24 protein-coding genes are annotated in these 23,440 nt (G+C 57.4%); 10 read left to right on the plus strand and 14 right to left on the minus strand.

The window, feature by feature from the left end:
- Positions 1-23 precede the first annotated feature (23 nt).
- Together COL8621_RS04490 and COL8621_RS04495 are read right to left on the minus strand one after the other, a co-directional pair.
- Complete coding sequence (locus COL8621_RS04490; protein WP_093966101.1) at positions 24-1,394, minus strand: tetratricopeptide repeat protein; 1,371 nt, start codon at positions 1,392-1,394, stop codon at positions 24-26.
- On the minus strand, positions 1,391-2,302 hold the full coding sequence (locus tag COL8621_RS04495) for a hypothetical protein (RefSeq protein WP_141137830.1): 912 nt from the start codon (positions 2,300-2,302) through the stop codon (positions 1,391-1,393). Before COL8621_RS04495 ends, COL8621_RS04490 begins: the two co-directional genes overlap by 4 nt.
- Before the next feature lie 208 nt (positions 2,303-2,510).
- On the opposite strand from COL8621_RS04495, the gene thyX reads away from it, so the two are divergent.
- Positions 2,511-3,416: an FAD-dependent thymidylate synthase gene (gene thyX, locus COL8621_RS04500; protein ID WP_093966103.1), complete on the plus strand. Its 906-nt coding sequence runs from the start codon at positions 2,511-2,513 to the stop codon at positions 3,414-3,416.
- 179 nt (positions 3,417-3,595) lie between these two features.
- Positions 3,596-3,919, plus strand: coding sequence for a hypothetical protein (locus COL8621_RS04505; protein ID WP_093966104.1), 324 nt, complete (start codon positions 3,596-3,598; stop codon positions 3,917-3,919).
- A 31-nt stretch (positions 3,920-3,950) separates the two neighbouring features.
- On the opposite strand, the gene COL8621_RS04510 is transcribed toward COL8621_RS04505, so the two are convergent.
- Positions 3,951-4,181 (minus strand): hypothetical protein, encoded by a 231-nt coding sequence (locus COL8621_RS04510; RefSeq protein ID WP_093966105.1) that lies wholly within the window; start codon positions 4,179-4,181, stop codon positions 3,951-3,953.
- 3 nt (positions 4,182-4,184) lie between these two features.
- Positions 4,185-4,910: a hypothetical protein gene (locus tag COL8621_RS04515; protein ID WP_093966106.1), complete on the minus strand. Its 726-nt coding sequence runs from the start codon at positions 4,908-4,910 to the stop codon at positions 4,185-4,187.
- A gap of 196 nt (positions 4,911-5,106) precedes the next feature.
- On the opposite strand from COL8621_RS04515, the gene COL8621_RS04520 reads away from it, so the two are divergent.
- Positions 5,107-5,424 (plus strand): hypothetical protein, encoded by a 318-nt coding sequence (locus COL8621_RS04520; protein WP_235823735.1) that lies wholly within the window; start codon positions 5,107-5,109, stop codon positions 5,422-5,424.
- Positions 5,425-5,505: 81 nt separating this feature from the next.
- On the opposite strand, the gene COL8621_RS04525 is transcribed toward COL8621_RS04520, so the two are convergent.
- A complete protein-coding gene (locus COL8621_RS04525; protein ID WP_093966107.1) occupies positions 5,506-5,712 on the minus strand; it encodes a cold-shock protein in 207 nt (68 codons plus the stop codon).
- A 218-nt stretch (positions 5,713-5,930) separates the two neighbouring features.
- On the opposite strand from COL8621_RS04525, the gene COL8621_RS04530 reads away from it, so the two are divergent.
- Positions 5,931-6,257, plus strand: a complete 327-nt coding sequence (locus COL8621_RS04530; RefSeq protein ID WP_093966915.1) for an ArsC/Spx/MgsR family protein — start codon at positions 5,931-5,933, stop codon at positions 6,255-6,257.
- Here COL8621_RS04530 and COL8621_RS04535 read toward each other — a convergent pair.
- From COL8621_RS04535 to COL8621_RS04565, 7 genes are all read right to left on the minus strand, one after another.
- Positions 6,254-6,805, minus strand: a complete 552-nt coding sequence (locus COL8621_RS04535; RefSeq protein WP_093966108.1) for a DoxX family protein — start codon at positions 6,803-6,805, stop codon at positions 6,254-6,256. The genes COL8621_RS04530 and COL8621_RS04535 overlap by 4 nt on opposite strands.
- Position 6,806: 1 nt before the next feature.
- Positions 6,807-7,562 (minus strand): HvfC/BufC N-terminal domain-containing protein, encoded by a 756-nt coding sequence (locus COL8621_RS04540; RefSeq protein ID WP_093966109.1) that lies wholly within the window; start codon positions 7,560-7,562, stop codon positions 6,807-6,809.
- Entirely contained in the window at positions 7,559-8,419 is an 861-nt protein-coding gene (gene bufB, locus COL8621_RS04545; protein ID WP_093966110.1) for an MNIO family bufferin maturase, read from the minus strand. Before bufB ends, COL8621_RS04540 begins: the two co-directional genes overlap by 4 nt.
- Before the next feature lie 55 nt (positions 8,420-8,474).
- The gene (locus COL8621_RS04550; protein ID WP_093966111.1) at positions 8,475-8,765 is read right to left on the minus strand and encodes a BufA1 family periplasmic bufferin-type metallophore; all 291 of its coding nucleotides are present in this window, start codon (positions 8,763-8,765) and stop codon (positions 8,475-8,477) included.
- Between the two features lie 208 nt (positions 8,766-8,973).
- Positions 8,974-10,920 carry a threonine--tRNA ligase gene (gene thrS, locus COL8621_RS04555; RefSeq protein WP_093966112.1) on the minus strand — a complete coding sequence of 649 codons (1,947 nt, stop codon included), beginning with the start codon at positions 10,918-10,920 and terminating at the stop codon, positions 8,974-8,976.
- A 113-nt stretch (positions 10,921-11,033) separates the two neighbouring features.
- On the minus strand, positions 11,034-14,192 hold the full coding sequence (locus tag COL8621_RS04560; protein ID WP_093966113.1) for a valine--tRNA ligase: 3,159 nt from the start codon (positions 14,190-14,192) through the stop codon (positions 11,034-11,036).
- Positions 14,193-14,342: 150 nt separating this feature from the next.
- Positions 14,343-14,774: an Lrp/AsnC family transcriptional regulator gene (locus COL8621_RS04565; RefSeq protein ID WP_093966114.1), complete on the minus strand. Its 432-nt coding sequence runs from the start codon at positions 14,772-14,774 to the stop codon at positions 14,343-14,345.
- Positions 14,775-14,899: 125 nt separating this feature from the next.
- Here COL8621_RS04565 and COL8621_RS04570 point away from each other — a divergent pair, with 125 nt between their 5' ends.
- Genes COL8621_RS04570 through COL8621_RS04580 form a run of 3 tightly spaced genes read left to right on the plus strand, consistent with a single transcriptional unit; the run spans position 14,900 to position 19,460 of the window.
- On the plus strand, positions 14,900-16,042 hold the full coding sequence (locus COL8621_RS04570) for a type III PLP-dependent enzyme (RefSeq protein WP_093966115.1): 1,143 nt from the start codon (positions 14,900-14,902) through the stop codon (positions 16,040-16,042).
- 60 nt (positions 16,043-16,102) lie between these two features.
- Positions 16,103-18,400 carry a xanthine dehydrogenase family protein molybdopterin-binding subunit gene (locus tag COL8621_RS04575; protein ID WP_093966116.1) on the plus strand — a complete coding sequence of 766 codons (2,298 nt, stop codon included), beginning with the start codon at positions 16,103-16,105 and terminating at the stop codon, positions 18,398-18,400.
- Positions 18,393-19,460 carry a T6SS phospholipase effector Tle1-like catalytic domain-containing protein gene (locus tag COL8621_RS04580; protein WP_370804586.1) on the plus strand — a complete coding sequence of 356 codons (1,068 nt, stop codon included), beginning with the start codon at positions 18,393-18,395 and terminating at the stop codon, positions 19,458-19,460. The genes COL8621_RS04575 and COL8621_RS04580 overlap by 8 nt, the downstream gene beginning before the upstream one ends.
- Positions 19,461-19,463: 3 nt before the next feature.
- Here COL8621_RS04580 and COL8621_RS04585 read toward each other — a convergent pair whose 3' ends face one another.
- Together COL8621_RS04585 and metF are read right to left on the minus strand one after the other, a co-directional pair.
- Positions 19,464-19,952 carry a PaaI family thioesterase gene (locus COL8621_RS04585; RefSeq protein ID WP_093966117.1) on the minus strand — a complete coding sequence of 163 codons (489 nt, stop codon included), beginning with the start codon at positions 19,950-19,952 and terminating at the stop codon, positions 19,464-19,466.
- Positions 19,953-20,005: 53 nt separating this feature from the next.
- Entirely contained in the window at positions 20,006-20,872 is an 867-nt protein-coding gene (gene metF / locus COL8621_RS04590; RefSeq protein ID WP_093966118.1) for a methylenetetrahydrofolate reductase [NAD(P)H], read from the minus strand.
- Positions 20,873-20,973: 101 nt separating this feature from the next.
- Here metF and COL8621_RS04595 point away from each other — a divergent pair, with 101 nt between their 5' ends.
- The 3 genes from COL8621_RS04595 to COL8621_RS19080 all read left to right on the plus strand — a co-directional run bounded on the left by COL8621_RS04595 (position 20,974) and on the right by COL8621_RS19080 (position 23,425).
- Positions 20,974-21,879 (plus strand): LysR family transcriptional regulator, encoded by a 906-nt coding sequence (locus COL8621_RS04595; RefSeq protein ID WP_093966119.1) that lies wholly within the window; start codon positions 20,974-20,976, stop codon positions 21,877-21,879.
- Positions 21,880-22,118: 239 nt separating this feature from the next.
- Positions 22,119-22,607, plus strand: coding sequence for a hypothetical protein (locus COL8621_RS04600; RefSeq protein ID WP_141137831.1), 489 nt, complete (start codon positions 22,119-22,121; stop codon positions 22,605-22,607).
- 11 nt (positions 22,608-22,618) lie between these two features.
- Positions 22,619-23,425 carry a hypothetical protein gene (locus COL8621_RS19080; RefSeq protein WP_093966121.1) on the plus strand — a complete coding sequence of 269 codons (807 nt, stop codon included), beginning with the start codon at positions 22,619-22,621 and terminating at the stop codon, positions 23,423-23,425.
- Positions 23,426-23,440 lie beyond the last annotated feature (15 nt).

Below are 23,440 nucleotides of genomic sequence, written 5' to 3' on the forward strand. Positions count from 1 at the left end.
AGGGGGCGCCGGAAAAAAGTGGCTTAGAAAACCGATTTGAAATTGATCGAAACGCCATATTCTTCGGTTTCGTAAAGCGGCACATTTGAACGGTTTTGAATCAAGGAAACGCCAATTTCTGGGGCAAAGCCGTAAAGCTCTAGATTGTAAAGGAAGGCCGATACTTCAAAGATATTTTTTTTGTCTTCGCGCGGCGTCGTTGAATAGAGTGGTTGATCATAGGCACGGCTTTCAAACGTATACGACAAGCCAATTCGGGCCCCCGCAATAGGTTTGCCAAAGCTGTACCTAATGCCCGCAATTCCTGCTTCGTGCGCAATTGCCGGACCATCCGATTGCGTATCGCGATAGGCAAGGTTCAGTTGTGCCGTGTCACCATTTTCCAACCGCTTGCTCCAAACGGCTTGGCCAGTCCAGGACACGGATGAATTTATCTCGGCGTCTTTGCGCCGCTGGTCTTCGACACTCAGCCCAAAAGTAAACCTGTGCGGCCCGACCCGTTTGAAATGCTGAAGGTTGGCGCGTGCATAATCTGATAGTTCCTGTCCGCCCGACCAAACCCGCCCAAAGGACATTGACGCATCAATTGGGCCACCGTTCGGATGCGGGAAGAATGTTGTGCCAAAGGTTAGTTCTGCTTCGGCGTAGCTAAGTTCGCTTTCGTCGATGTTTGGTGCCTGTTCGACGGCCTTCGATGATAGGCTGTATTCCTTGCCTTTCGCCGATGCGCCGACATAAAGCCACGTGTATTCAGATATTTTCCTGCTGTATTCCGTTTCGACGCCAAGCTTGTATTCAACGCCAGACAGGGCGCGCGCGTCACCACTTAGGACATAGGGAAGCCCGTCAATTTCCATCGTTTCGGACTTGGAACCGTTGTTCACGTTTGAAGAGGGGGTAATCCCGAATTCAAATTGCGTGGTCCACGGGTTGCGATCCCGCACATACCGAAAGTCGCGGATGGCGATTGATTTTAAACGCTGGTCTGGGGCCACGTCTGCCGCACGCCTTAACCAAAATTGCGACGATGTTCGTGCGCCATCAGATGACAACGCTTGTGCTGTCGCAAGGGCCGCCGCAAATTTAAGAACGTCTGTTTCGGCATGTGCCCACGCGCGTTTTCCATAGTCTTTGGCTTGCTCATAATTGCCAAAATCCCGTTCCGCGCGGGACAAGATGATCAATGCTCGTACGTCGTTTGGATCGCGCTGCAACAACGCCAATGAGATTTCTTTGGCAAGCATTATGTTCCCGGCGTTCAGAGCTTGGGACGCTGAACGGCGGGTTTCATCAACGCTTAGTGTGAGTTCGTCACTAAAGGCAGGGGATAGGTTTAGGGCCAGTGCAGCCAAGCAAAGCGCCAGCAGGCGTTTTGCTTTAGGTGGCGCGATCACGGCGTTTCGTAAACGATAAACGCACCCGTTTCTTGGATGGTTACGTTGTCCCGGTCTGGATCGTCAGCGGTAACGACAACAACCCCGACAATTTCGTCAGCTTCTGCTCCGCCGATGATTGCGTAGTAGTTGCCCGTTTCGAAATCAACAATCTCGCCAGAGTCGACATCGAACCGGTCGCTTGACGCAACGCCAGAAATCTCTCCTGCGTCCGTGATTGAGCCGGTCGAGAAGATCAGCGTTGGCAATGTGTCGATAACAGCGCCAGATTGGTTGAGCACTTCGCGGTTGGTAAGGAAACCCTCTACCGCGCGGGTCGCGTCAAAATCTTCGAAGTCGACGATCAACTCAGCGTCGGCCTGCGTATACTGCAAGCCGCCTGCGCCATTGAAGACACGCATCCCAGCATAAGCGCCGGTAAACGTTGCCGAGCCAGTGGACGGAAGATCAACGCCGCCGTCACGCGCATAGACAAAGCCGCCAAAGCCAAACCCTTGATAGCTACCCGTGCGCACGATCGCGACGCGAGACAGGCCACTTGTGCTTTCAAGATAAAGAGCCTTGTAGGCACGGCGTTCGGTTGTGTTGTTGTTTTCGTAAACGCGGAACGAGTTCACTGTTGGAACCACGTTGTCACGTTCGTAGACGCCGCTGCCGTCGAACGCCAAGTTATCGACAATGAAGGTGTCGTCGTCGGCGTTATATAGGATATCGCGTGCTTGGCCGTCATCCTCGTAGCGTTCAATTGATGCGTTGGGCGATGCGTCATCGTCGCCAATGCCGCCGGTCCCCCCGGTCGAGCCGCCACCGCTTGATCCGCCATCACCGTTGATGGGGTTTGTACCGTCGCCGCCACTGCAGGCTGTCAAAGCCGTGCAGGCCATTAAGATGGAGAGAATACGCAACATGAAATGCTCTTTTTTGGCTGCCCGTTTTGGCGCAAGGTCCGTGCTGATTGATTGAAAGTCAATTCCCGAACGAGGGCTTTTTGTAATCCGTTGCTGAAAATCCCGTTGCAGATATATGCAAGATTTACCCCATATCGCGGTTCCGTGCATGCGTTGCCATATATATAGTGGGCTGCGACTCATTCGATGAACGTAAAGGACCATGCCCATGCCGCTGAGCCCCGAGCAACAGGCCGAGATTGACGCACTACGCAGCGCGCCCAAACCCACGCTTCGGGCTGTTTCCGAAGGGATGGAGGCGCATCTTTACAACGCCATTCCGGTTCTGGACCACGGCTTTGTCCGCGTCATCGACTATATGGGCGACGATGCCGCCATCTGTCAGGCCGCACGGGTTTCATATGGCAAAGGCACAAAATCGGTCAGCAATGACGAAGGCCTGATCCGTTATCTGATGCGCCACTGGCATTCGACCCCGTTTGAAATGTGCGAGGTAAAGCTGCACGTCAAACTGCCCGTGTTCGTCGCCCGTCAGTGGATCCGCCACCGCACGGCCAACGTCAACGAATACTCGGCCCGCTATTCGATCTTGGACCGCGAGTTTTATATTCCAGAACCCGATGCGCTGGCTGCGCAGTCCACGGTGAACAACCAAGGCCGCGGCGCGGTGTTGGAAGGCGAGGAAGCCGCGCGGGTGTTGGAAATTCTGAAATCCGACTGCAACCGGGCCTATGACAACTACGAAACCATGATCTCGGACGAGGGGCAGCAAGGACTGGCACGCGAATTGGCGCGGATGAATCTGCCTGCGAACATCTATACCCAGTGGTACTGGAAGGTGGACCTGCACAACCTGTTCCACTTCCTGCGGCTTCGGGCCGATGCCCACGCGCAATACGAAATCCGCGTCTATGCCGATGCGATTTGCAAGGTCGTGGCCGACTGGGTGCCCGCCGCGTACTCCGCGTTCGAGGATTACCGCATGGGCGGCGCTACGCTGTCTGGCAAAGCGCTGGATTGCCTGCGCCGCATGCTGAAGGGCGAAGAGGTGACACAAGAAACCTCGGGCATGAGCAAAGGCGAATGGCGGGAGTTTATCGGGGTCGTCGGCTGAAGTCGGGCAACCGGCTCTGATTGCCCATGATGCGCACGTACAGCGCTCGGCCCGCCAACGGGGCGGGCGCGATCCTTGGGTCAATAGGCCCTTTGTTCCTTGATCTCCGTCAACGCCCGCAAGGGTAGCCTTGGCTATGGTTCCGCCTATTGGTTCATATCCGCAAAAGGCGTCCTTCCATGCGACAATTGCTTCTTATCGCCGTCTTGGGCCTTACAGCCTGCACGCCTTACAGCACGGTCGTTTATCCCCCGAATGTGGTCCTTACGACGTCGGTGCGCCCGCATGTCCATGCGGTTTCGGTTCTTTCCGATGACAGGCTGCTTGTCCGCTATGTTCCGGGCACAGTGACGGAGGTGCAGATCGTCGCCTCGCTGCAATCATATTGCGCCAGCTTGGGTAAAACCGCGTACCGCGCGCCCGGCGCGACCTATCAAGAGACAGTGCGCAGCCGTCGCGGGCAGCCAAAAAGCGTTTTGGCATTTACGGTTGAGTGTCGCTGATCTTTGACCAACGGCTCTGCGCCGCACGGCCTCAACGGCGGGGCGCGGTGCGGGCCGTTTTTGCGAACTCTACACAGGTCACAGTCTCTTTATTGGCCTCGTCTGCGCAGAAACGCAGCACCGCAAGCCGCTTCTTTTCAGCCAAAGACAGAATCTTTTCGGGGACTTTGGCCGAATTGTCCGCGTCGTCCTGCGCAAGGGCAGGGGGGGCAGTGGCCAGAACGCCCGCCAGACACATAAGGCGGAACCATTTACGCGTCATTCTTTACCCTCCGCAGGTCTGGCCACAGGGGATGGGCATCCGTTCCGTCACGGAGCCGGTGTAGGTGTCCACCGTTTCCTTGTAACACTGCCCGCCAACGCGGATGTGGCGCACAAGGGTGCGATCGCCCACAAACTCCTGACACTCCACAAAGGCCACCTGGCCCTGCGCCAATTCAACATCTGGGGTTGATTGCGGACCGATGGGCCGTGGGGCTGTCATCCCCGTCACGGCGGCATGGGCCATCAGCCCAAGGTCGCGCGACTGAACCTCTTTGTATTTTTCGATCAGGCGATCAATCTCAACAAATTCAATGTGTTCAGCAAAAGTCAGGTCAGAGTCCGGCGAAATCGTCGTCCCGGTTGGCCCGGGCATCCGCACCCGGATAAACACATCGCCTGATGGGCAGATGGTGCCGTCCACATGCACTTCGCTTACAGCGACCCAGTCATAGGGGGCAGCGATGCAATTCACGTTTTTGCGGATCAAACCGTCCAGCCGCTGCGCCTCTTCCAACGAGGTTTCGCGCAGGCCAAGGATGAATTCCTGTACGCTGGTCGCCCATTCCGGCACAGCCGTGAACAGGGTGATCGCAAGGGTTGGATAGATAAAGAACCACTGCCACCACTTACGCGGAGCGGGTTCTGCGGCACGTGCCGCAGGCTGAGGTTTCTGCGGCTTTTCGGGGGTAACGGGCGTCGTGCCCAAACTGTCTTCGGCGTTCGACATAGCGGCACCTACAAATACAAAGATTGAAAAAAATCAAAAACAATTCCCGGAATATAGCACAATTGTTCACTTTTCTCAACTGCGCTGGGGGTCCCTCCGGGGTGGGATACGCCGGAAAGCATGTGATCCTGCCAAACTGGTTATCCACAGGTATTCATAAATCTGTTACAGTCGGACGAGCAGCAACAAGAAAGAATTGAACGATCCTGTGAAACGGTTTTGCCTGCCTCTTCTTTCCCTTTCGCTGGCATCCTCGGCCAACGCGGCCTCGCCCATTAGCGAGATTATCTGCGCCCCGCGCGAAGAGATGACCAGCAAACTGACCCACCAATTCGGTGAAACGCGCGTCGCGACCGGCGTGCGTGATATTGAACGGGTGATGGAAATCTGGACGTCGGAAAGTTCGGGCGATTGGACGATGCTGATGACCTATGCGGATGGCAACAGCTGTATCGTGGCAATGGGCGAACACTGGAACGACCTGCGTCCCGCATCAGAAAAAGACCCGACCTAAGCGTTCAAGGTCAGCCATTCTGGAAAACACGGCGCCGCTAGGTGGGGCCAAGCGACGCTGTCTGTTGCTGCGGATTGACGCTTACAGCGCTTTCAATTCGCCTGCGGACTCGCGCCCGTCGCGCCCTGCAATCATTTCATAGGCAATTTTCTGATTGTCGGCCAAGCCCGTCATGCCTGCGCGTTCTACTGCAGAAATATGCACGAAAACGTCGTTGCCGCCGTCATCCGGCGCGATGAAGCCAAAGCCTTTGGTGGTGTTGAACCATTTCACGGTGCCTGTTGGCATATCCGTCTCTCCTCTGTTCAAGGCCCGTCCGCGTTATTGCTACGGGCAGGTCACAGCCAGGGTCTTCCAAGTCTTCCGGCTGCCCCTAAAGGAGGAGCGGTCGTCATAGAAACTCTGTCGTCACGTGTGAAGGATGGGGGGCGAATCAATTTAAAAGCAAGAACGAAGTCTAGATGCCTCTTTGGCTTGCCTGTAATCTGCGAAAAAAAGGGGGCGATATGCGCATTTATGGACTCAAAAACTGCGACACCTGTCGCAAGGCGATGAAAACCATTTCAAATCAAGGGGTTGATGCGGCGTTCGTCGATGTGCGTGCGGATGGTGTTTCGCCCGCAGATCTTGCGCGGTTTCATGCCGAATTTGGCGAAGATTTAGTGAATCGAAGATCCACGACTTGGCGCGGTCTAAGCGAGGAAGAACGCTTGGAAGACCCGATAAAGCTGTTATCGGACCATCCGGCACTGATGAAGCGGCCAGTGATCGAAACTGGCGGACGGTTGTTCCTTGGCTGGGGAAAAGATGTCCAAGCTGCGGTGTTGGGCTAGGCCTTGCTAAGCAGGCGGTCCAGCGAAAGCGGGCCGCCGCCACGCAGGACCAGCGTGACAAGAACGGTCAGCCAAAACAGCCGTTGATCTAGGATCAAGCTGTCAGGAAAGCGATCAAACCAAGCGCCAACCGTTTCGGCGTGCGCAATCGCGCCGTGGCCAAATAGGTCGGTCAGTGTCTGCACAGTGATAAAGCCGATCATTCCAAGGGCGGCCAGTCGTGTGGCAAAGCCAACAACCAGCAGCAGGGGCAAGACGAATTCAGCATATGTGCCTGCCATCACGACCAGCCGGTGAAACAAGCCAAGTTTGCTAATGTCATATCCAACGGCTTCCAACGCTTTGGGGAAGATTTGGCCGTATGCCCCTAACGAGGGGGTGAAGATTCCGGAAATCCCGTCGCCAAGCTTTGTCATGCCTGAATTCCAGAAATAGAAAAGCAGGGTGGCCGCGAAAGCAAAACGCGCCAGAGTTGGCAAAAGCCAATCGGCGGTCTTGTGTTCGATCCAATCAAATACAGCGTTATGTGTGTTGATAAGGGCGTTCATTTTACACCTCTTCTTCTGTCCCAATGATCGCTTGCCCGCCGATCAGCAGCCCAAGCGTTTGTGTTAAGTCAAAGTCTTCTGCAGCCTCTTCAGCGGCCGCGACGGCACCGCCAAGCTTGTTACCGTTCATCAAAGCGCCGATAAACGCCGCGCCTCCGGGGGGAAGGCGATGAACTGTCGGGTCGTATTCTGGCCGCATAATCAAAGCGTCCTCAGCTCTCATCTGCGGCTTTTCGGCGGCGGGGTCGTGATGCGCACGCCATATTGACGTGATCGGATAGGCAGAGCGTACCAGCCTGACGGCAGGGGACAGCCGCAACCGAGTTTCCATCAGGCGGTCTGGCGGTAGGTTGACCAGCGTTTCAGGGTCCATCGGCGCGGCATCCGCCGCGTGATAGCTTTCGCGCAAGGCCAGTTCCAATCGCGCGGTATCGGGCAAGTAGCCAAGGTGTTTTACCGGTTCAAAGTCGGCCAAAAAGTCGGCCATCTCTGTTCCGTAGAACATCATCAACGGCGACGAGGGCGGGTGCGCACGTAGGAAGACCCCGGCCATTGCTTTGAAAAACTCCTCGCCGACCAGTGCGTGTATCACCGGGAACGCGGTTTCCAGGGCGCTTGTCAGGCTGACCACCACATTGTTGCGATAGACGGAAAAGCGTTTGCCAGCAGGGCGGCCTTCGGGGTCCGTCAGCCCTGCCGGGGCAGCGGTTTCCGGATCCAGAACGGCCGTGGTGAAGGTGGCCTGGTTTACGTTCATGCGGTCACCTTATCCAACACGGCAGCGGCGCGCGTGGCTTCGGCAGCTAGCGTCGGCCAATCCGGGACGTCGTTGTCCCATTCGATCAGCGTTGGACGAGGCCCGGCCTTTTCGATCGTGTAATCGTAAAGCGCCCAGACTGGGTCCACTACCTCGGCGCCGTGGCTGTCGATTAACAGAGGCGCACCATGATCGTCTTCATCCTCGTCGTGGCCGCCCAGGTGGATTTCACCCACGGCGTGCATGGGGAAGGCATCGATGTAAGACTTGGGGTCGGTTTTTTGGTTCGTGGCGGACACGAAGACGTTGTTCACATCCAGCAACAGCCCACAGCCGGTGCGCCGGGCGATTTCGGCAAGAAAGTCGGTTTCGGCCATCTGGCTTTCAGCAAAGGCCAGATAGGTGGACGGATTTTCCAGCAGCATTTGCAGCCCCAGAACGTCCTGAACCTGAATGATATGTTCGCAAACCCGCGCCAGCGTTTCTTCGGTATAGGGCAGGGGCAGCAGATCGTTCAAAAAGTGGCTGTCGTGGGTGGACCAAGCCAGATGTTCGGAAAATTGAGCAGGCTGAAGCCAGTCGATCAGGTGTTTCAGTCGGGCAAGGTGTTCGCGGTCCAACGGGGCTTCGCCGCCGATGGATAGGCCAACACCGTGAACCGATATCGCAAACCGTTCTGCCAGATGGCGCATCTGCGCAAGCGGGCGACCTCCGGCCCCCATATAGTTTTCGGCGTGAACCTCTAGCCACTCAACCGGGCGCGCATCTTCCATGATGGCGTTGAAATGCTGCGGTTTATAACCAACACCGGGCCGGTTTGGCAGGCGGTCGCGGCGATTGGGGGTGGCGTCAAGCATTGGTCATCCTCCGAAAACGGAAAAGGCCCCCGACGGATGCCGGGGGCCATTTGCATTATGCGGGCAAGTCACGATCAAGTGCTTCCAGCGAACCCATGCGGCCTTCTGGCAGTTCCATGGTTTCGCAGGTGCCAGCAGGAACCATCTTCCAAGCGTTGCCTTGGTAATCAACTTTGGACGTACCGGCGCAAGTTGTGCCTGGGCCAGCAGCGCAATCGTTCTGACCTGCCAGCGAAACGCCGAAGCACTTAACCTGTTCCTGCGCCTGAGCAGGGCCAGTGGTGTGTGCGGTCAGAGCGGCAGCCAGAGCACCAGCAACGGCGAGCGATTTGACGTGTTTGGACATGAGACTTTCCCTTGTAAATGTTTTCGCAATCGTCGCGTCTTGCGACAGGGCAAGTCGTAACCGGGGTTGTCGATCAACTGCCAATAACATGGATGTGTTGCACAGGGGCGTTATGGATTGAAACATTTCGCCGATTGGAATGTTTGCGTCGCAACAAACGAAAAAAGCGCCGGAAAACCGGCGCTTTTAAAGGGTTTTGAGGTTTCGCCTAGGCCAGATCGGGCGCTTTGGCGGCTTGGCCCAGCTCTTCGACGATGGCGTCCAATGTTACAACGCTGGTCTGTTTTTCGCCCAAACGGCGAACTGTTACAGTGCGCTCTTCCACCTCTTTCTGACCGATGGCCAGAATGACCGGCACTTTTCCAACCGAATGTTCGCGGACCTTATAGTTGATCTTTTCGTTGCGAACGTCAGCTTCGGCCAGAACGCCAGCCGCCTTCAGCTCTGCCACGACTTCATGCACGAACGGGTCGGCGTCCGAGATGATAGAGGCGACAACAACCTGACGCGGAGCCAGCCAGAACGGGAACTTGCCCGCGTGTTCTTCGATCAGAATGCCGATGAAACGTTCGAACGATCCCAACAGCGCACGGTGCAGCATCACAGGGCGGTGCTTTGCGCCATCTTCCCCGATGTAATTCGCATCCAGCCGTTCGGGCAGAACAAAGTCCACCTGATGGGTGCCACATTGCCAGTCACGGCCGATCGCATCCGTCAGAACGAATTCCAGTTTCGGGCCATAGAAGGCGCCTTCGCCGGGGTTCAGTTCAGGTTCGATCCCCGCCGCGCGGGTTGCGGCCAACAGCGCGGCTTCGGCACGGTCCCATACCTCGTCCGAACCGGCGCGGGTTTCAGGCCGGTCAGAGAATTTGACCTTAAAGGTCTCGAACCCAAGATCTTTGTAGACAGCAGACAGGAAGGCGATGAACTCTTTCGTTTCGCTTTCGATCTGATCTTCGGTGCAGAAGATATGCGCATCATCCTGCGTAAAGCCTCGCACGCGCATGATGCCGTGCAATGCGCCCGATGGTTCATACCGGTTACACGACCCGAATTCGGCCATGCGCAGCGGCAGGTCACGATAAGATTTCAGACCCTGCTTAAAGATCTCAACGTGGCAGGGGCAGTTCATCGGCTTCAGCGCGTTGATGGCCTTTTCGCGGGCATGCTCTTCGTCCACTTCGACGATGAACATGTTTTCCTGATACTTTTCCCAGTGACCCGAGGCTTCCCACAGTTTGCGGTCAACCACTTGCGGTGTGTTCACTTCGACGTATCCACCCGCGTTCTGCTTACGGCGCATGTAATCCTGCAGCGTGGTAAAAACGCGCCAGCCGTTGGGGTGCCAGAAAATCTGACCGGGCGCCTCTTCCTGCATATGGAACAGGTCCATCTCGCGGCCCAGCTTTCGGTGGTCGCGCTTGGCGGCCTCTTCCAGCATGTGCAGGTGCTTTTTCAGGTCTTCTTTATTCTTGAAGGCCACGCCATAGATACGCTGAAGCATCTGGCGGTCACTGTCGCCGCGCCAATAGGCACCCGCAACGTTCATCAGTTTGAACGCATCCGCCGGAACCTGCCCGGTGTGCTGAAGGTGCGGACCACGGCAAAGATCCTGCCAGTGGCCGTGCCAATACATGCGGATCGGTTCGTTGCCGGGAATGGCCTCGATCAGTTCAACCTTATAAGGCTCGTTGTTGGCCTCATAGAACTTCACCGCCCGGTCACGGTCCCACGTTTCGGTGGTGACTGCATCACGCCGGTTGATGATTTCCTTCATCTTCTTTTCGATCGCGCCAAGGTCTTCGGGGGTGAAGGGCTCTTCGCGGTCAAAGTCGTAATACCAGCCGTCTTTGATGACAGGGCCGATGGTGACTTTGACGTCGGGCCAGATTTCCTGAACGGCGCGCGCCATGATGTGCGCACAGTCGTGCCGGATCAGTTCCAGCGCCTGCGCGTCGTCTTTCATGGTGTGGATGGCAACGCTGGCATCTGCATCAATCGGCCACTGCATATCCCAATGCGCACCGTTCACGGTGGCAGAGATCGCCTTTTTCGCCAGAGATGTTGAAATGTCTGCTGCGACTTCGGCAGGTGTTACACCAGCCGCATATTCGCGTGCATTGCCATCGGGGAATGTAAGAGAGATTTGGGCCATGTTGGCTCTCCTCGTCAGTTTGGCGCCCACGGAACGCCCGGTTGCGGGTTTATGTTGCGCGGTTCTTGTGACGAGGTGCCCCGGCGAAGTCAATCCGCCGGGGACTTTTTCTGTTAGCCCAGTTCGGCCAAACGCTTAAGCGCGGCGTTCAGGCGTTCGGTTTCTTCGACCTTCACGCCGACCAGCTCTTTGGTTTCTTCGACAACCTCAGGCGGGGCGCTTGCCACGAACTTGGGGTTCTTCAACCGGCCCTGCAGGCCGCCCAGTTCTTTGGCCAGCTTTTGCAGTGTCTTTTCAAGCCGCGCCTTTTCTTCGGCCACGTCGATCACATCAGCCAGCGGCAGGGCGAAGGTGCCCCCTTCAACCGCAATGGTCACGCAACCCTTGGGCAGGGCATCGACAATGGTCAGGCTTTCGATACGGGCCAGACGTTGGATCAGCGTCGCGTTGCGTTCCCAAGCGGCTTGGCCAGCCTTGTCCAGTTCAAGCTGCAGCATTGGCAGCTTAAGCCCAACCGGCACATGCATCTGCGAACGGACCGAACGGATTTCTTCGATCAGGCCAATCGCCCAGTTCATTTCGCGATCGGCTGCCTGATCGACAAGGTCGGTGCCATAGGTCGGCCAATCGGCGTGAACCAGCATCTTCTGACGCTCGCCCAATGTGCCCCACAGCTCTTCGGTGACGTAGGGCATGATTGGGTGCAGCAGGATCATGCATTGATCCAGCACCCATGCCATCGTCGCGCGGGTTTCGGCCTTGGTGGCGTCATCCCCGTCCAACAGCAACGGCTTAGAGAATTCGACGTACCAGTCGCAGACCTTGCCCCAGACGAACGCATAAAGCCCGTTGGCGGCATCGTTGAAACGATAGTTGCTGAGCGCCTCATCCGTGGCTTCGCGGATTTTGGCGGTTTCGCCGATGATCCACTTGTTCACTGTTTTGGTCGGCTGCGGGATCGTGCCGTCGGGCGCGTAGCCTTCGAACACCTCGTTCATTTCAGCGAAACGGGCGGCGTTCCACAGCTTGGTGCCGAAGTTTCGGTAACCGGCAATCCGCTGGGTGCTAAGTTTCAGGTCACGCCCCATCGCGGCCATCGCCGTCAGGGTAAAGCGCACAGCGTCGGTGCCGTAGTCATCGATCAGTTCCAGTGGGTCCAGAACGTTGCCGGTGGATTTCGACATCTTCTTGCCCTTCTCGTCACGGACGAGGGCATGAACATAAACCGTGTGGAACGGCACGTGATCAACCACGGCAAGCTGCATCATCATCATCCGGGCAACCCAGAAGAAGATGATATCGAACCCGGTGATCAGAACGTCCGAGGGGAAGTATTTCTTCAGCTCTTCGGTATCTTCGGGCCAACCCAGCGTGCCGATGGGCCAAAGCCCGGAGGAGAACCATGTGTCCAGCACATCGGGGTCGCGCCAGACCGGGTAGACCAGTTTGGTCGGATCCTGACCGATGTTATATTCCGCCAGGCTTGCCGCCAGCTGTTCCAGAGCTTCCTGTCTGTCCGCGACTTCGATGATCCGGGCATGGTTGAGTGGTGTGGGAGTATCGGCGATCTCGTCGCGGAACGCCTCTTCGACCGAGTGGAAATCAGCTGCGCAGTGGTGCACATCGCCCGCATGGACCATGCCATCCAGAAGCAAGCGGCCCAGATCCACCTCATCCAGTGCGCCATCGCCCTCATCGTCGCGGAAATCGGGGGCCGATAGGTCCAGCCCGTACCAAACCGGGATCTGGTGACCCCACCACAGCTGGCGGCTGATGCACCAAGGTTCGATGTTTTCCAGCCAGTGGTAATAGGTTTTGGCGTCGCGTTCCGGCAGGATACGGGTGTAGCCGGCGTTTTCGTCAAATTCGCCAGCTTCGTGCGCGGCCATGCCTTTGCGCACTGCATCCAGCGCCGGGTCAACGATTTGCGGCGTGTCAACGTACCACTGGTCCGTTAGCATCGGTTCGATCACAACCTTTGAACGGTCGCCGAACGGCTGCATCACCGGCTTGTTCTCAACGTAGGGCACCAACGATGTTGTCTCTTCGCCAGTCTCTTTGTCGGTCGTGGTTTCCTCGACCATCACGGCAAGGCCAGCGGCGGAGATGTCTTCGATCACCGCTTTGCGCGCGTCAAACCGATCCATGCCGCGGTATTTTTCGGGCACAAGGTTCAGCGTGTCGATTTCTGCGCCATCAGCCGTTGCGCCGTCCGCGATTTCGCGGGCGCGGGCGACGGCATCGTCATAGGGCGCACCATCAGCACGCATCGCGCCTTTGGTATCCATCAGGCGGTACATCGGCAGGCCACCGCGTTTCGCAACCTGATAGTCGTTGAAGTCATGCGCGCCGGTGATTTTTACCGCACCCGAGCCGAAGTCCTTATCGGGGTATTCATCCGACACAATGGGGATCAAACGATCGCACAGGGGCAGGTGAACCATCTTGCCCACGATGGGGGCGTAACGTTCGTCCGACGGGTGAACCGCAACCGCGCCATCGCCCAGCATGGTTTCCGGGCGGGTCGTGGCGATAGAGATATAGTCGCGCGTTTCGCGAAGGGTGACGTTGCCGTCCTCGTCCTTCTCGACATACTCGTAGGTCTCGCCACCGGCGAGTTTGTATTTGAAGTGCCACATGTGACCGGCAACTTCGATATTCTCGACCTCTAGGTCGGAAATCGCAGTTTCAAAATGCGGGTCCCAGTTAACCAAGCGCTTGCCGCGATAGATCAGGCCTTTGTTGTACATCTCAACAAAGACTTTGATGACGGCATCGTGGAAATTGCCTTCCTCGCCTTCGGGCGCGCCGGGGGCACCTGACATGGTGAAGGCATTGCGCGACCAATCGCAGGACGCGCCAAGGCGTTTCAACTGATTGATGATCGTCCCGCCTGAGTGCTGCTTCCACTCCCACACTTTTTCAAGGAACGCATCGCGGCCCATTTCGGCGCGGGTGGCGTTGGATTTGTCCTTGGCCAGTTCACGTTCTACCACCATCTGGGTGGCGATGCCCGCGTGGTCTTGGCCGGGCTGCCACAGGGTGTCGAACCCGCGCATCCGGTGCCAGCGCACCAAAATATCCTGCAGCGTGTTGTTAAACGCGTGCCCCATATGAAGGCTGCCCGTCACGTTGGGCGGCGGGATCATGATGCAGAACGTCTCTGCGCCGGGCTTGGCATTCGCCCCGGCCTTGAAACACCCAGATTCCTCCCAGGCGGCGTAAAGGCGCGCTTCGGCTGCGGTCGCGTCGAAATTCTTTTCCATCGGCATGCTGTCGGTCCGTCAAAAACCCATATTTGACGGGCTGTTTAACGCGGCGGCTGGGTAAGGGAAAGCCTGTGTGCCGGATTATTCCCGCGCCGGCCAAATCAGCGCAAACCAAAGGCCGCTTCGCCATGCGTCCATTGGGGGATGAGTGCGCTAGACAGAGCGGTCAATTTTCGTGGACAGGTGGATCAGGCTTTCGGACGAACGCACGCCCGGAATCTCGCCCAACTTATCAAGCATGGCGTCCAAATCGGCGGTGGTTTTGGTTACCACCAACAGGCTGATGTCAAAGCGGCCGCTGGTCGTGTGGGCGACCTGCACTTCGGGAATGGCCTTTAGGCGGGTCAAAACTGGGGGCTGAGCACGCGGTTCAACAGACAACAACACGGTGGCGCGAATGTGCCCACCTTTCGCGGTTTCGCCCAGCCTAAGAGTGTATCCCGCAATGACGCCAGAGGTTTCCAAACGCTCAAGCCGCGCCTGTACGGTGGACCGCGCAACGGCAAGTTTGCGCGCCATCACAGCCACAGACATGCGCGCGTCGCCCGCCAGAAGGGAAAGAATACGTTCGTCTAGATCATCCATGTCATTTTGCCCGTTGGTTGCGCCATTTTAACGAAGATATCGGGCATAACAACATATCTGATCGGTGATATCGCCGGAAATTCCCCGCACGCTATTGAAAAGGCATCATAAAAACGAGGGCTCCAATGGGGTTACAGCAGGAATTCTGGGAAACACCGTCAGCACATATTCGCGCGACCCGGCCTGATCATCCGGTCATCTATGCCGCGCCTGAAATGCTTCAGGCCAGTGCGCGGCGGTTTATTGATGGGTTCCCCGGCCTTGTCAGTTACGCGGTTAAGGCCAACCCTGATCCTGTGGTGCTGGCCAATCTGGCGGCGGCAGGTGTGGTGACCTTTGATGTCGCGTCCCCCCAAGAAATGGCGATGGTGCAAAGCGCCGTGCCGGGGGCCGTGATGCATTACAACAACCCCGTGCGGTCCGTCGATGAAATCGCGCAAAGCGTTGCTTTCGGCGTCACGTCCTATTCCATTGATTCACTAAGTGAACTGGCAAAGCTGGCCCCCTCCGTGTCCCGACGATGCGAAGTGGCCGTGCGGTTCAAGCTTCCTGTTGCGGGGGCGGTCTATGACTTTGGTGACAAATTCGGAGCAACCGCCGATCAAGCCGTTGTGCTGCTGCAAGAGGTTGCCGCGCTGGGCTTTACCCCGGCGATGACCTTTCATCCCGGCACCCAATGCACCGACCCGGCGGCGTGGCGCGCCTATATCCTAGCCGCTGCAGATATCGCGAAGGCGGCTGGGGTGAAGCCTGCGCGCCTGAATGTCGGTGGCGGGTTTCCATCGCATCGGCAATCGGGGAATGCCCCACAGCTAGACGTTATTTTCAGCGCCATCAAAGCGGCGGGCGTGCAGGGCTTTGGCCCCGATCATCCCGTGCTGCTGTGCGAACCGGGCCGCGCCATGGTCGCCGAAGGGTTCACCCTTGCGACCCGTGTCAAAGCGATCCGCGATGGGGCGCATGTCTTTCTGAACGATGGAATTTACGGAGGCTTGGCCGAGGCGCCTTTGATGGGCACTATTGATCGCACCACGGTTATTCGCCCCGATGGCATGCCACGCACGGGCCCGGTGCTAAACCGCGTCGTGTTCGGCCCGACCTGTGACAGCCTTGACCGTCTGCCCGGCACCTTGCGCCTGCCGTCTGATATGGTCGAAGGCGATTATGTCTTATTTCACGGCGTCGGGGCCTATTCCACGGCGACCGTCACGCGGTTCAACGGATACGGCGCATTGGAACAAGCGGTTGTGTTCGCCTTGTCGGTCTAGGGGCTGGACAGTCCGGGACGAACGGCTACTGTCCCTTCGACAAAGCGTGCGGAGGGCATCATGGATAAGTTCGGAAAAAGCCAAACTGTCACACGGTTCGAAGATCCCCGTTTGTTGAAGGGTGAGGGGCGTTACGTCGATGATATCGCCCCCGATGGCGCGCTGTTTGCGTTTTTCCTTCGGTCTCCGATTGCGCATGCGAAGATCACCACGCTTGATACCTCTGACGCACGCGCGGCGGATGGTGTTCATCTGGTTCTAACGGCTGCGGACCTAGAGGATGCAGGCGTTCGCCTGAACCTTGCGGCGGCGCTTGTGAAGAACCGCGATGGCAGCAAAGGCGCGGCACCGGCCCGTCCGATCCTTGCAAAAGACCGTATCTGTTTTGTGGGCGAAGCGGTGGCTCTTGTTGTGGCTGAAACCCTGCACCAAGCCCGCGACGCGGCAGAGCTGATCGAATTCGATTACGAAGAACTTGAACCCGCTTTGGCCCTTGCCGAAGGTGGCCCTGAAATTCACCCCGAAGCGCCCGGTAACCTGGCCTATGACTGGGCGATGGGCGACGAAGCCGCGACAGATGCGGCCTTTGCCAATGCTGCGCACACCGTTTCGCTGGATGTGGGTGACAATCGGATCATCGTCAATTCGATGGAGCCGCGCGGGATGTATGCCGACTGGTCCGATGGTCGGCTGCATGTTTGTTACAACGGGCAGGGCGTTTGGGGGCTGAAAACGCGTCTGGCCAAGCACCTTGGCCTAACCGAAGAACAAGTCCACGTAACAACGCCGGATGTCGGCGGTGGTTTTGGGATGAAGGGGTTCACCTATCCCGAACATTACGCAGTTGCCCAAGCCGCGCGTCAGTTGGCTAAACCCGTGCGCTGGATGTCTGACCGGACAGAGGCGATGCTGACAGATAACGGCGGGCGCGATCTGACATCGGTCGCTGAACTTGCGTTTGATGCCGATTACAAGATCACCGGGTACCGGGTGAATAACATCTCTAATCTTGGGGCGTATAATTCGGAATTCGCGCAGAATATTCAGTCGGTTCTGTTTTCGAAGGTGTTGACCGGGGCGTATGACATTCCGACCGCGTTTCTGGCCACCAAGGGCGTGTTCACCAACACCGTTCCCATCGACGCCTATCGCGGCGCTGGTCGCCCCGAGGCGATTTATGTGCTGGAACGTGTGATGGATCATGCCGCGCGGGTGCTTGGCATTGATCCGTGGGACCTGCGCCGCCGTAACCTTATTCCGGCCGATGCGTTCCCGTACCGCACAGTGTCCGACCAACTTTATGATGTGGGCGATTTCCACCGCGTACTGGCGCGAGTTCAGGACGTCGCCGATGTCACGGGGTTTGAGGCGCGCAAGAAGGCGAGCGAAGCGAATGGGAAACTGCGTGGGCTTGGCCTTTGCTATTACATCGAATCCATCCTTGGCGATCCGACCGAAGGCGCGAAGATTGAATTTTGCGAAGATGGCACGGTTAACCTCTACGTCGGCACTCAGTCCAACGGGCAGGGGCATGAAACCGTTTACGCACAGTTCTTGGCTGACCAGTCCGGCATTCCGGTTGAACACATCCGCATCATTCAAGGCGACAGTGACCTGATCGCCAAGGGGGGCGGGACGGGCGGGTCACGCTCTGTCACCATTCAAAGCGCGGCAACTTTGGTAACTGTGGAAGAAACCATTCGCGCCTTCACCCCATTCATCGCCGGTGAAATGGGCGTGGGGGAAGAGGCCGTTCGTTTTGACGATGGCACGTTCCGCGCCGAAGGTTCCAACCAATCCCCAACCCTGATGGAGGCCGCAGAACTGGCCCGTGCCAAAGGGCGCGAAGACCTTCTGGTCCATCAGGCCGAATATGAATTGGAAGGCCGGTCTTACCCCAACGGGGCCCATGTGGCAGAGGTTGAGATTGACCCAGAAACCGGCGTGACCGAAGTGGTGAAATATTCGGTGACAGATGATTTCGGGAACCTGATGAACCCCATGCTGGCCGAAGGGCAGGTGCATGGCGGTATCGTTCAAGGGATCGGGCAGGCCATTAACGAACGTGTCGTTTACGACGAAGATGGCCAGTTGCTGACCGCCACCTTTATGGACTATGCCGTGCCGCGCGCGCGGGAAATTCCGCAAATTACATTCACGACCGAACCTGTGCCCTCTACTGCGAACGCGCTTGGCATGAAAGGTTGTGGCGAGGCTGGGACCGTGGGCGCGTTGGCCGCCGTTACCAATGGCGTGTTGGATGCGCTGTGGGCAAGGGGCGTGCGACATGTCGATATGCCATTCACGCCCAACCGGGTCTGGTCAATGATAGAAGAGGCGGCAGGTGCGGCTGGCTAAAAACATATGGTCATGGCTTCGTGGGTTCGGCGCGACCGAGGCCCACAAGCGGACCTTCACCCGTGGCCCCGTCACGCATGTGGTTATCCTTGATGGCACCATGTCTTCGTTGGCGGATGGGAATGAAACACACGCCGGTACGACATATAAGCTTTTGAACGCACTTCCGGCCTCAGCGCGCGTGTCGCTTTATTACGAGGCGGGGATACAGTGGCGTGATTGGAAACGGGCCCATCACGTTGCGATGGGGCGTGGGATCAACCAACAGATCCGCCGCGCCTATGGTTATTTGGCATCACGGTACCGGGGCGGTGATCGGATTATCCTGATGGGATATTCGCGCGGGGCCTATGCTGTTCGGTCGTTGGCCGGCGTGATCGATAGCGTCGGGCTGCTTCGGGCAGAGCACGCAACGGTGCGCAACATCCGCCAAGCCTATCGCCACTATCAAAACGAAACCGATGAACAGGTCGTTTCGGCCTTTGCCGCCGAACATTGCCACCCAAGAACCGAGGTGGAGATGATCGGCGTTTGGGATACGGTAAAGGCGCTTGGCTTGCGCCTGCCATTTCTGTGGAAGCTAACCGAAGCCAACCATGCCTTTCACGACCACACGCTCAGTTCGATTGTGAAACACGGGTATCATGCGCTTGCCCTTGACGAAACGCGCGAGGTTTACCGGCCCATCATGTGGCACTGCCCCCCAGACTGGAACGGGCGGGTGGAACAGGTGTGGTTTCGCGGCTCGCACGGGGATGTCGGGGGGCAGCTAAGCGGGAATGAGGCCGCCAGACCGTTGGCCAATATTTCGCTCGTTTGGATGCTGGAAAAGCTGGAAGCATGCGGCGTTGAACTGCCCGAAGATTGGCGTGATCGGTTCCCCTGCGACCCCACGGCTGTTTCGGTGGGTACCTTACGTGGTTGGAGCAAGCTGTTCCTGATCCGCAAACGCCGCCCCGTCGGGCTTGACCCGTCAGAGGCGCTTCACCCCACCGCAACGGTTAGCCCGCGCGAGGTGGACCTGCCGATATATGACCCAAGCGCGGTGCACAGCACCTAAGGCTTAGCGGCCTTTCATGATCAGGCAAGTGGTAGAGCCGGTGGCATATAGCTTGCCATCCGCAACGCCGCGAATTTCCCCCATCGACACGCCGGTGGACCGGCCCGCGTGTTGGATCGTTCCCACGGCTTCCACTTCCATACCCATCGGGATCGTGCGGGTGATGTTAATCTTGTATTCTAGGGTGGTGTAAAAGCTGCCTTTTGGCACGGTGGTCATCACGGCGCAGGCCATGCAGCTGTCCAACAGGGTGCCATACCAACCGCCATGAAGCGTGCCCATCGGGTTGGTGTATTCAAACTGCGGCGTGCCACGAAATGCAACGCGGCCTTCTTCGGCCGAATATGCGCGATAGTTCAACACGCCCGAAATCGGCGGCGCGCTTAGTTCTCCACGCAGCATGGCTTGCATGAATTCAAGGCCCGACATCGACAAAAGATCTTCCTGGCTAGGAAGATCATTAGGGGTTTCGGCGATTTTCAGATTGGTCATTCAGCCCTCCCTGGCTGGTTCAAGTAAACCAGCCGGGCAGGGTGTCGACAAGCTTAGGCGACGTCTTCCAACGTAACGTCAGGTTGCGCGCCAAGGGCGTGGCAAATGTCGCGTGTCAGGTGCGGTTTATTCAGCGTGTAGAAGTGCAAATCTTCGACGCCACCGTCGATCAGGTCTGAACACAGTTCTGTCGCGATGGCGGTGGAAAGGATCTCTTCCCGGCCGTCACGTTTGGCCGCTTCGAACGCTTCGTCCAACCATGTCGGGATGTGCGCGCCGCAGCGGGCTGCGAATTTGCGCACGCCAGCCCAGTTTTCAATCGGCAGGATGCCGGGGATGATCGGCGCGTCGATGCCTTCTTTTTCGCAGGCATCGCGGAAGCGGAAGAACGTGTCGGCCTCAAAGAAGAACTGAGTGATTGCCGAAGATGCGCCAGCGTCAATCTTGCGCTTCAGCCATTTCACGTCATCGCCAGCGCCGTTCGCTTCGGGGTGCGGGTCAGGGTATGCGCCGACGCGGATGTTGAACTTGCCGGTTTCGGCCAGTGCTTCGACCAGTTCGCAAGAGTTCGCGAAACCATCGGGGTTCGGTGTGAACCCGCCTTGGCCCTTGGGCGGATCGCCACGCAGGGCAACGATTTCACTTACGCCAGCTTCGGCATAGGCGTTCACAATTTCCATTGTTTCTTCGCGGGTCGCATCAACGCATGTTAGGTGCGCGGCCACGTTCAGCCCGTAATTCTTGTGGATGGTCGCCACAGCTTCGTGGGTCAGCTTGCGGGTGGTGCCGCCAGCGCCATAGGTCACAGACACAAAGCCGGGGTTCAGCGGGGCCAGCGTTTGCACGGTATCCCAAAGCCGAAAGCTTGCCTCCAGCGATTGCGGGGGGAAGAACTCGAAAGAGATGCGCGGGGCGGACATGTGATTTTTCCAGATTTGACTGCGGGTTTCCCTCTTGTCGCATATCGCAGTGTGTGAAACAAATTCATAATTCTCATCATCAATATGAATGCGATGACAGTATGCACCTAGAGCTTCGCCACCTGCGCACGATCAAAGCAGTTCATGAATCCGGCGGTCTGGCACGTGCGGCCGACCAGTTGAACATGACGCAATCAGCCTTGTCCCATCAGGTGAAAGGCCTTGAAGATCAGGTTGGGATGGAACTGTTCGTGCGCCGGTCCAAACCGCTGAAACTGTCGGCGGCTGGGACCAAGCTGTTGCGCCTTGCTGAAAAGGTGCTGCCCGAAATCGCCGCGACCGAGGAAGAGTTCAAAGCCCTTCATTCCGGTAAATCGGGCCGGTTGCATATTACGATGGAATGTCACGCCTGTTTTGACTGGCTGCTGCCGGTGCTGGGCGACTTCCGCAAAACCTGGCCCGAGATTGACGTTGATATCCGCCCCGGCTTGTCGTTCGATGCGTTACCAGCGTTGACGCGGGAGGAGGTTGATCTGGTGATATCCTCTGACCCGGAGGATATCGACGGCATCACGTTCACCCCACTGTTCGATTACGCGCCATCATTCATCTGCGCGGCGAACCACCCGCTTGCCGCTAAACCGTATATCGAGGCCGAGGATCTGCGCGATGAGCTGTTGATCACCTATCCGGTGGATCGTTCGCGCCTTGATGTTTTCAAGGAACTGCTGACGCCAGCCAAGGTTGAACCCCGCGCGATGCGGCAGGTCGAATTGACGGCGGTGATCCTAATGCTTGTTGCATCGAACCGCGGTGTTACCGTTTTGCCCGACTGGGTGGTGCGCGAAGCGCGCGACAGTTCCGATCTGGTGGTTAAGCCGCTGACCAAGACCGGCGTCACCCGCCGCATGTATGCTGCCACCCGTTCCGAGGATGCGACTAAGCCATTTATGGCCCATTTCATGCGTCTAGCCCGCACCGAACCGGTGAAACTGCAACGCACATAATAGGTTAGGCGTCAATCCAAAGGTCCGCATCGGACCTATATTCGAATCGAGACCTGTGGTACCCTCTGTCCACTATTTTAGGACTAAATTTTTAGAGGTGTATTATGAGTTTGACCCAAACTTCTGGGGCTTTTGCAGGCGTGCATGAAGATGGTTTTAACGACTTCGTGTCCGCTTTTTTCCAAGCACGGCCAAGATACCTTCACTGGGGTTCCCCGGCGTTTGTATCTGCGACCACGGTGACCCAGACACAAATTCCAGCTATCCCGCCTTTCGGCATCGAATACCGTTTGTTTTTCCAGCAGCCGGTGATCGACCTTCACCCCGATACAAAAGGGTTCGCCCTGCCGCCGGGGCCGGGGCAGTTTTCGCTGCAGACAGAGGTGCGGCTGACCGTCGGGTGCCAGAACAAACCGTTCGATCCCAAGGACGATCAACGGCCCATTCTTGACCCGATCTCGACCACACTAAAGGTCTGCGCACGGGGGCAACTTGTGCGTGTTGGCAATGAGCTGGCCCTGCAGGTGGACGACGTGATGGTGAAAGACATCCGCCCCGAAACGCTTGGCGCGGTTCTGTCCTGCATTCTGAAGATGATCCTGCGAGAGATGCTTCAGGATCTGCGCATCCCGTATCGTTCAATCTTTATTCAGATTGGCACTTTGGTTCCGGTCGGCGGCATTACCGTCGAGGATGACACGGCCAAAGCTTTCGCCAACATTATTTAAGGAATTTCAAAATGGATGATATTCAAGTCGCCGTGGACGAAGCACAGGCGGGGCTTTTGGTGTCCAACGCCCAAGCGCTTCTAGGCACGTTAGCCGATTCCGGGACAAGCAGCCTTGGCCCCTTCAACATGAACTGGAACGCCAGCACGTTCTTTTCCGGGGGCAGTGTCGATTTGCGCACGCCCGACATCGTGCGTATTGCGAATATGGACATGAACTTTACCGTTGGCATCGGGTTTTCGATCGACATCGGTGATTTCCTGCCCGATTTCTGCATCCCGCAAATCTGTATCCCGATCCCATTCTTTCCTGATATCTGCACCCCAGAAATCTGCATCACATGGCCGACGATCCCGGTGGGTCCGATCAGCCATTCCGGCACGGTGTCTGCCACCGCTGATTTCAGGTTGTTGGCGATGCAGGACGGAACCGATTGGCTGATCGAGATAGAGATCGTCGATATCCCCAGCCTTTCTCTGGATGCGGCCTCTACTGCTATCGGCACTGCGTTGATTGCGGCGCTGTCACTTGCGCTGCTTCAGGTGCCGTTTATCGGGCCGTTCCTAGCGGGGCTAACGGTGGTGCTGGGCGCGATATTTGCGGTGTCAGCCATCACCGGCCTTTTGGGGCCGATCCTGTCGCTGTTCTTGGCAGGGCTGACCTTTGAAATCTATCGCCAGCCGCAGGTGCAGCAGGTGTTGCCGCCAATGGGCGCGTTTGATCCGGCCGTCAGCATCCGCATCGATACGCTTGGCGCGGATGTTCAAGCAACGGACGAAGATGAACTGGTGATCAGCGCCAACATCTCGGCCGCGTAATTATTGAAAGGAGTT

Source organism: Actibacterium lipolyticum (assembly GCF_900184935.1).
Taxonomy (GTDB): domain Bacteria; phylum Pseudomonadota; class Alphaproteobacteria; order Rhodobacterales; family Rhodobacteraceae; genus Actibacterium_A; species Actibacterium_A lipolyticum.

Bases quoted from the DNA above. Each gene is read 5' to 3' on its own strand.
- COL8621_RS04535 (WP_093966108.1), bottom strand. From the start codon at position 6,805: ATGAACGCCCTTATCAACACACATAACGCTGTATTTGATTGGATCGAA.
- COL8621_RS04565 (WP_093966114.1), bottom strand. From the start codon at position 14,774: ATGGATGATCTAGACGAACGTATTCTTTCCCTTCTGGCGGGCGACGCG.
- metF (WP_093966118.1), bottom strand. From the start codon at position 20,872: ATGTCCGCCCCGCGCATCTCTTTCGAGTTCTTCCCCCCGCAATCGCTG.
- COL8621_RS04570 (WP_093966115.1), top strand. From the start codon at position 14,900: ATGGGGTTACAGCAGGAATTCTGGGAAACACCGTCAGCACATATTCGC.
- bufB (WP_093966110.1), bottom strand. From the start codon at position 8,419: ATGCTTGACGCCACCCCCAATCGCCGCGACCGCCTGCCAAACCGGCCC.
- COL8621_RS04510 (WP_093966105.1), bottom strand. From the start codon at position 4,181: ATGACGCGTAAATGGTTCCGCCTTATGTGTCTGGCGGGCGTTCTGGCC.
- COL8621_RS04550 (WP_093966111.1), bottom strand. From the start codon at position 8,765: ATGTCCAAACACGTCAAATCGCTCGCCGTTGCTGGTGCTCTGGCTGCC.
- COL8621_RS04505 (WP_093966104.1), top strand. From the start codon at position 3,596: ATGCGACAATTGCTTCTTATCGCCGTCTTGGGCCTTACAGCCTGCACG.
- COL8621_RS04540 (WP_093966109.1), bottom strand. From the start codon at position 7,562: ATGAACGTAAACCAGGCCACCTTCACCACGGCCGTTCTGGATCCGGAA.
- COL8621_RS04585 (WP_093966117.1), bottom strand. From the start codon at position 19,952: ATGACCAATCTGAAAATCGCCGAAACCCCTAATGATCTTCCTAGCCAG.
- COL8621_RS04575 (WP_093966116.1), top strand. From the start codon at position 16,103: ATGGATAAGTTCGGAAAAAGCCAAACTGTCACACGGTTCGAAGATCCC.
- COL8621_RS04595 (WP_093966119.1), top strand. From the start codon at position 20,974: ATGCACCTAGAGCTTCGCCACCTGCGCACGATCAAAGCAGTTCATGAA.
- COL8621_RS04495 (WP_141137830.1), bottom strand. From the start codon at position 2,302: ATGTTGCGTATTCTCTCCATCTTAATGGCCTGCACGGCTTTGACAGCC.
- thrS (WP_093966112.1), bottom strand. From the start codon at position 10,920: ATGGCCCAAATCTCTCTTACATTCCCCGATGGCAATGCACGCGAATAT.
- COL8621_RS04515 (WP_093966106.1), bottom strand. From the start codon at position 4,910: ATGTCGAACGCCGAAGACAGTTTGGGCACGACGCCCGTTACCCCCGAA.
- COL8621_RS04525 (WP_093966107.1), bottom strand. From the start codon at position 5,712: ATGCCAACAGGCACCGTGAAATGGTTCAACACCACCAAAGGCTTTGGC.
- thyX (WP_093966103.1), top strand. From the start codon at position 2,511: ATGCCGCTGAGCCCCGAGCAACAGGCCGAGATTGACGCACTACGCAGC.
- COL8621_RS04530 (WP_093966915.1), top strand. From the start codon at position 5,931: ATGCGCATTTATGGACTCAAAAACTGCGACACCTGTCGCAAGGCGATG.
- COL8621_RS19080 (WP_093966121.1), top strand. From the start codon at position 22,619: ATGGATGATATTCAAGTCGCCGTGGACGAAGCACAGGCGGGGCTTTTG.
- COL8621_RS04560 (WP_093966113.1), bottom strand. From the start codon at position 14,192: ATGCCGATGGAAAAGAATTTCGACGCGACCGCAGCCGAAGCGCGCCTT.